Raw genomic sequence first — 6,897 nt, 5'->3', positions numbered from 1 at the left:
AAACCGGCAGCAGGCCATGTCGCTGTCATTAGCGAGTGGACCTGATTGAGTCCCCAACCTAGCTGAAAGTCGGAGCCTCCGGCAAATCCGGGGCGGTTCATCCTTCCATTCCAAAGAAAGGACCGAACCATTAAACCATGGGATCAAACACGTAGGACACCGGGGCAACGTCAACGAAACCGGCAGCAGATCGCAAAGCTGGATTGCATGCCGGGGGCAACGTCACTACAACGCCTTGGTCCCCTTCAGCGACAGCGAATGGCTGACGCTGGAGTGGCGTCGTCAGAAGGACGAGTAGATTTATGTGCGGCCGGGTGCCTGTCCGATCACGGCGACTGAACTTCACGTTCTCGTGCCGGGTCCGGCGAACAGATAGCAACCGCTCGGGTGGGCAATGTCCCGCTTGCTCGGGCAAAGCTTGCTACCCCACGGCTGGTTATGGGATTATGCAGTGCGACATATAGTCCGGAGAATGAACGCCCGGCGTACACACCAGCTTATTGAGCGTATAGGTGCAGAGCAAGCGATCCGCTATGATCTGATTTTCATTAGCGATCCAGAGTTGGGTTCCTATGCATTCTTTCCCGCACCCGCGAGCTCCAGTACGCGTATGAAAAATAATTACAGGTAGCGAGACAACATGTTTGTTTTCGACGTGATGAACACGGAAAGCATTGTCTTCATCGGCGCACCTGCACTGACTGCGCAATTCGCTCTAAACAGGACCCACGCCTGATGTTTATTTCCTACGCACAGAACTTCGAGGATGTGCTACTTTGGCGCGCTCTTAGCCATATACACCAAGGCTTTTACATTGACATAGGGGCGCACGATCCCAGCATGGATTCGGTCAGCCGCGCCTTTTATGAGCACGGCTGGCGCGGCGTGCATGTCGAACCTGTCCCTCGCTATGCTAAAAGCCTGCTCGCAGCGAGGCCTGATGAAGAAGTAGTCGAGGCTGCGGTAGCAACTACGGAAGGTACGATCGCATTCTTTGATGTCCTTGATACAGGGTTAGGCACCGGCAAGGCGGACGTTGCTGCTCTGCATAGGAGTGAGGGGTTTGATGCGATACAAATCGAAGTTCAAACTATCCGTCTCGCTACGCTTCTGGACCGTTACGCGGACCGGGACATTCACTGGCTGAAGATCGACGTTGAGGAAATGGAGCGCGATGTCCTTCAAAGCTGGTCACCATCTCTGGTGCGGCCATGGGTCGTCGTTATCGAAAGCACTGTTCCCCGTTCGCCGGAGCCGAATTTTTCCATCTGGGAGCCTTTGATTGTCGATTTAGGCTACGAATTTGTTTACTTCGATGGCCTCAATCGTTTTTACGTACATGAAACCAAAATGCATTTGAAGCAAAAACTCAGATTCGGAGCGAATGTCTTCGACGAATTTAACTTGAGCATAAATTCATTTTGTACTGGTTATATAAAAGCAGAAATGGAGACTTTAACTGCGCGTCTGCACTCAGCGGAGGCGATGGCGCGGTCTTATCGCGAGACGAACGCTACTGTCTTGGGTGAGCTTGCGCTAAAGAATGAGACGATTGCGGTGCAAAGCGCCGACGCGGATCGCCTGCGACGAGATATGGAAGACGCTGCGGCAGCGCATGCACAGGAGGTCGTTGCACTTCAGACTGAACTTGCCGCACGCGGCCACAAGGTGGCGCAACTTTCGCAGGCGCACGCTCTGGCCTCCTGCCGCAGTGTAAAGCTTGGAGAGGAGGTAGCCATACTGCGCGCATCGACATCATGGCGCATCACCGCACCCTTGCGTGTCGTGTCGCGCGCGGTGCGCTGGCTGATACGCGACCCACGCCAGGTTGCCAAGGGCATGCGGGCGTGGATCACCTTTAAACCGGGGACGCGTCCACGCCGTGTATTACGCGCCGCTTTCGCGCAGTTTGCCCGCCTCATACAGAAGAATCCGCGCCTTGCGCAACTGGCGAAGCGCATCGGGGCATTCCTGCCGAATGGTTTCCATCAGAGATTGATGATGGCGGCCGCCAACTCGCGCCGGCCGGATTACGACGCGGCGTTGACCTCGATACAGATCTGTCCGATGCAAACTTCTCCGCTTTCAAACGGATCCGATAATAAGAGGCGTGTGGCCGTCGTAGCGCCTGTTTCCCCCGGCGGGACCACAGGCGGCGCGGAGCGACTTTATGATGGTCTGGTCGGCGCCATACGCGATCTGGGCTGGGCCGCGGATCTCGTTACCTTGCCGTTCGACGAGTCTTCTTTCGAGGCAATCCAGGCCGGATATGCCGCCTTTGAGGCTCTCGATCTCAACGCTTACGACCTTGTGATCTCGACCAAGGCCCCGTCGTACTGCGTGAAGCACCGTAATCATGTCTTGTATCTCGTTCACACAATCAGGGTCTTCTACGATATGTTTGAGACGGCATTTCCGGATGCCGACGAAAGCCGGCTGGCGCAACGCCGCTGGATTCAAGAGAAAGACAATGAGGCTCTGGGGGCTATTGAACGTCGATATGCGATCGGCGAGGAAGTCACCTGCCGCCTCGATTCGTTCAACGGGCTGGACGCTACGACACTTCATCCTGGGTTGAACATGCAGCGGATCGTCGCTGGGCCTATCGGAGACTACTTCTTCATGCCCGGCCGTCTGCATCGGTGGAAGAGGGTCAACCTTGCCATTGAGGCGATAAAGGCGTCGGATCTGCCTATGAAGCTCGTCATCGCGGGAACTGGCGAAGATGAAGCTGCGCTGCGGGCCTTAGCTGATGGCGACAAACGCATCGTGTTTGCGGGTCATGTGGACGATGCCCGCCTAGCCAACCTCTACCAGCGCTGCCTCGGCGTCGTATTCTGCCCGGTACGCGAAGACTACGGATATGTGACCATAGAGGCGTTTGCGTATGCGAAGCCGGTCATAACTTGCTTCGATTCCGGAGAGCCACTTCAGTTCATCAGGGACGGTGAGACGGGATTTGTAGCAGAACCTGACGTGCAGGGCGTCCGCAAGGCCATGGAGCGGCTCTGGGCCGATCGGGACAAGGCGCGGAAGATGGGCCTCGAGGCGTCCGATGTTGCGCGCGACATCGCATGGGAGAAGGTCGCAAAAATCTTGCTTGACCCGGTTGTGGAGCGCGACATTAGGACTGCACTGCCCAAGCTGAAAGTAGCGGTGCTGGACATGCAGCCGATCACGCCGGCCGTCGGCGGTGGCCGGTTGCGTCTTTACGGTCTCTACCACGATCTCGGGGAGCAGTTCGAAACCCGCTATGTTGGCAGCTACGACTGGCCGGGCGAGGAGTTCCGGCAGGAGCAGCTCACTCCTTCACTGAAGGAGATCGTCGTTCCCCTCAGCGCGGCTCACCACCAGGTGGCCGAAGAGGCAAAGCAAAAATCCGGCGGACGCGTTGTCATCGACATGTTGTTCGGAGTGCAGGGTCATCTATCGACGGCCTACCTGGACGAAGCGAAGCATGCGGTCGAGTGGGCCGATATCGTGGTCTTCTCGCACCCATGGGTTGCACCCTTGATTGACGATAGCGCGCTGGAGGGGAAGTTCGTTGTCTACGATTCGCATAATGTGGAACTCGATTTGCGCGAGCAGCTACTTGAGCGCGGAGACGTTTTCCAGTCATACGTGCTGGACCAAGTCGAAGCGGCTGAGCAACAGGCAGGGGACCGGGCGCATCTGATTCTGGCCTGCTCGGCCGGGGATGCGGCGCGCTTCAACGAGATATACGGCTGGCCGCTTTCCCGCATTGAGCTGATGCCCAACGGCGTGTTCTCCCAGCGTATTGCCCCGGTCACGATCGCAAAAAAGGCTTCGCTCAAGACGGCGCTCAACCTTCCAGAAGGTAGCCCTACGGCTTTCTTCATAGGTAGTGACTACACGCCGAATGTGGAGGCGGCAAAAATCCTCATTGAAAAGCTCGCTCCGTTATGCCCGGAAATGTTCTTCGTGATAGCGGGCGGCGTTTGCGATCGGCTCCCTCCCGACGTACCAAAGAACGTAAGGCTCGCTGGCCACCTCTCCGAGCGGGCTAAAGTCGGCTGGCTGAATGCAGCAGACATAGCCGTGAATCCGATGCTTTCTGGCTCCGGCACTAATATCAAGATGTTCGATTTCGCGGCAGCTGGTTTGCCCATTGTTTCCACGCCTATCGGTGCGCGTGGTATTGTTGAAGCTTCATCTTACGGAGTTGAGATATGCGATCCTGATTCCATGGCAGCGACCTTGTTACGTTATGCTTCTGACGCCGCACTGCGTGAACGGGCGGGCGCAGCCAACCGGCACCTGGTCGAAAGCCGCTTTTCTTGGGAGCGCCTTTCGCCGCGACTGGGTCAAGGGCTGCACACCAGTTTTCTTCGCTGGTTCGGGCTGGAGCGCCGCACCGCGTCGGGACGGGCTTCGATCAAGGCCCTACACATCAGTACAGTCGGACAGAAGTGCGGAATTGGTGAATACACGCGGCATCTAATGACTGAAATGGACCGCCGCGGTTTCAGCTCCACGGTGTTTACTTGCGAGACGCCGCTCGCGCCGCTCGACTTGCGTGGATTAGAAGGCAAGGCCTCCGTCGGCTGGTTCCACGATACCGTGAAATACGTCGATACGCGTCTGGCGGACGACATCGAGGCTCTTGTCGAAGCCTCCGACGCTGAGCTGGCGATTATTCAGCATCATCCTGGGTTCCTCGGCGAGAAGGATTTGCGCAGACTGACACGATTGCTGCTCGACAGTGGGAAGCGCGTCGCTCTTATCTTACATTCTCTTGGCGAGTCTCAGATTCCCCTGATGAAGGAACTGGCCGAATCCGGCGTCACGATCATCGCGCACAAGCGGGAAGATCTGCGGCTGATGCACCAGTACGGATTGGGCGCGCTGCATTTGCCGCTTGCCATTCCCACCCCGCCGACCACGCTGGAGTGCTTGGCTTTGGATAAGGAGAGGCCGTTTACAATCGCGTCGAACGGCTTTCTGCGCGAGCACAAGCGATTCGATGTGATTGTCGATGCGCTGGCCCTGCTTCGGGATGTGGCGCCGGAGGCACGACTTCGGTTGCTGTGCCCCCACTATCCGAGCGCTGATTCCGAACGCGCGCACGCGCAGGTTCTCGATGCGATAGCCAGAAACAATCTGGAAGACGTGGTCACGCTTGACACTACCTATCATGACAAGGGGGATCTCCTCCTTGCCTTGAGCAACGCGAGTATTGCCGTTTTCTCCTATGATGAAAGCGCGGAGGGCGGCAGTGCGGCTGCGGCGGATGCGATCGCCGCGGGACTTCCCGTGATTGTTAGCCCGTCGCGAATATTCGATGATCTACGGGATACGGCGCAGACCTGCCCGGCGCAGGCAGAGACGATTGCAGCCGCGTTGAAGGACATTTGGTCAGATCCGGCATATTATAAAAGGCTTGTAGCCCAATCACGGATGTATGCGGATCGCAATTCTTGGGAGGCAGTGGTGGATATTCTTTTCAGCGTCCTAGTGGTGCCGGACCGGAGGAGAGCCCCTTTTTCTCCGTCGACCGCCACGACACCCACCCTTTCTTCGGTCGCGGCGGAGCGCCAGCCAGCTCTAGGTGGCTTGGGCCCCGTTTGAACCGGACATTCAAGCGTAGCGCGGGAGGCTTGGGCATATGCCTGAGCACGTGCTTATGACTGAGATTGAGATCATCACGGATGGTGGCCGTCGTCGCCACTGGACGACCGCAGATAAACTTCGGATCGTCGAACGGGCGCTGGATGATCGGGCCAGCATTTCTGTCGTCGCTCGCCGCAATGGGGTTGCGCCAAATCTGCTGTACCGTTGGCGTCGGCTCATGCTCGAAGGTGGGAGTGTCGCTGTGGCGGGGGACGACGATGTCACCAGCAACAAGGTCGTCCGGCAACTGGAGGATCGCGTCCGGGAACTCGAACGGCAGCTTGGCCGCAAGACGCTGGAAGCCGAGATCCTGCGGGAGGCCCTGGACAAGTCCCGCTCAAAAAACAGACCTTGCCTGGGCGCTCGCCGCTCAAGGAGGGTTTCCGGTGAAGGTGGTGGCGGGCACCCTGGGTGTGGCTCGCTCAAACCTGATCCAGCGGCTGAAGGGCATCACGAAGCCGCGTCGGCGCTATCATAAAGCGCAGGACGCGGCGGTTGTTCCGATGATCACGGCGCTGGCTTCAGCGCGCCCCACTTACGGTTACCGGCGGATCACGGCGATCCTGAACCGCCAGCTGCGTATTGAAGGCCTGCCGCCTGTCAATCACAAGAGGGTCTACCGGATCATGCAGGCCCACAGCCTGCTGCTGGCCCGCACGTATTCGGAACGCCCCGAATACGCTCATGATGGCAAGGTGATTGTCATGCGCTCGAACCTGCGCTGGTGCTCGGATGGCTTCGAGTTCACCTGCTGGAACGGGGAAACGTCCGTGGCGCATTCATCATCGACGCCCACGACAGGGAGGTCATCGCATGGCGGGCGGACGTGAATGCCGGGATCAGTGGCTCCGATATCCGGGATATCATGCTCGAAGCCGTGGCACGCCGCTTCGCCGCATTCCGTGCGCCAATGGCCATCGAAATGCTGTCTGACAACGGCTCCCCTTACATCGCGAAAGACACGCAGATATTCGCCCGCCAGCTGAACCTGAAATCCTGTTTCACGCCAGTTCGGAGCCAGCAGAGCAACGGCATGGCCGAAGCGTTCGTGAAGACGCTGAAGCGCGATTATGTCCAGGTGACGCAGTTGCCGGACGCCCGAACAGCCCTTCAATTGATCGGGGCGTGGATCGATGATTACAACGACAACCACCCCCACTCGGGTCTAAAAATGCGCTCGCCTCGCGAGTTCATCGCCGCTCAAACCGTAACCGCCTGAGTCTCCGGTGAAACGGGGGCCAGTTCACCCGAAGGGAGTCATCGGAT

Annotated in this window: 1 protein-coding gene and 1 pseudogene; both read left to right on the top strand. The window is 58.1% G+C overall.

From position 1 onward, the window contains the following. Nucleotides 1–735 precede the first annotated feature (735 nt). Nucleotides 736–5,589: an FkbM family methyltransferase gene (locus ACERNI_RS17900; protein ID WP_448834587.1), complete on the top strand. Its 4,854-nt coding sequence runs from the start codon at nucleotides 736–738 to the stop codon at nucleotides 5,587–5,589. A gap of 37 nt (nucleotides 5,590–5,626) precedes the next feature. Next, nucleotides 5,627–6,850 (top strand): annotated as a pseudogene (locus ACERNI_RS17895) (IS3 family transposase). Nucleotides 6,851–6,897: the final 47 nt, after the last annotated feature.

It is taken from the genome of Camelimonas sp. ID_303_24, assembly GCF_053543495.1.
This window is presented reverse-complemented; position numbering and strand designations above follow the sequence as displayed.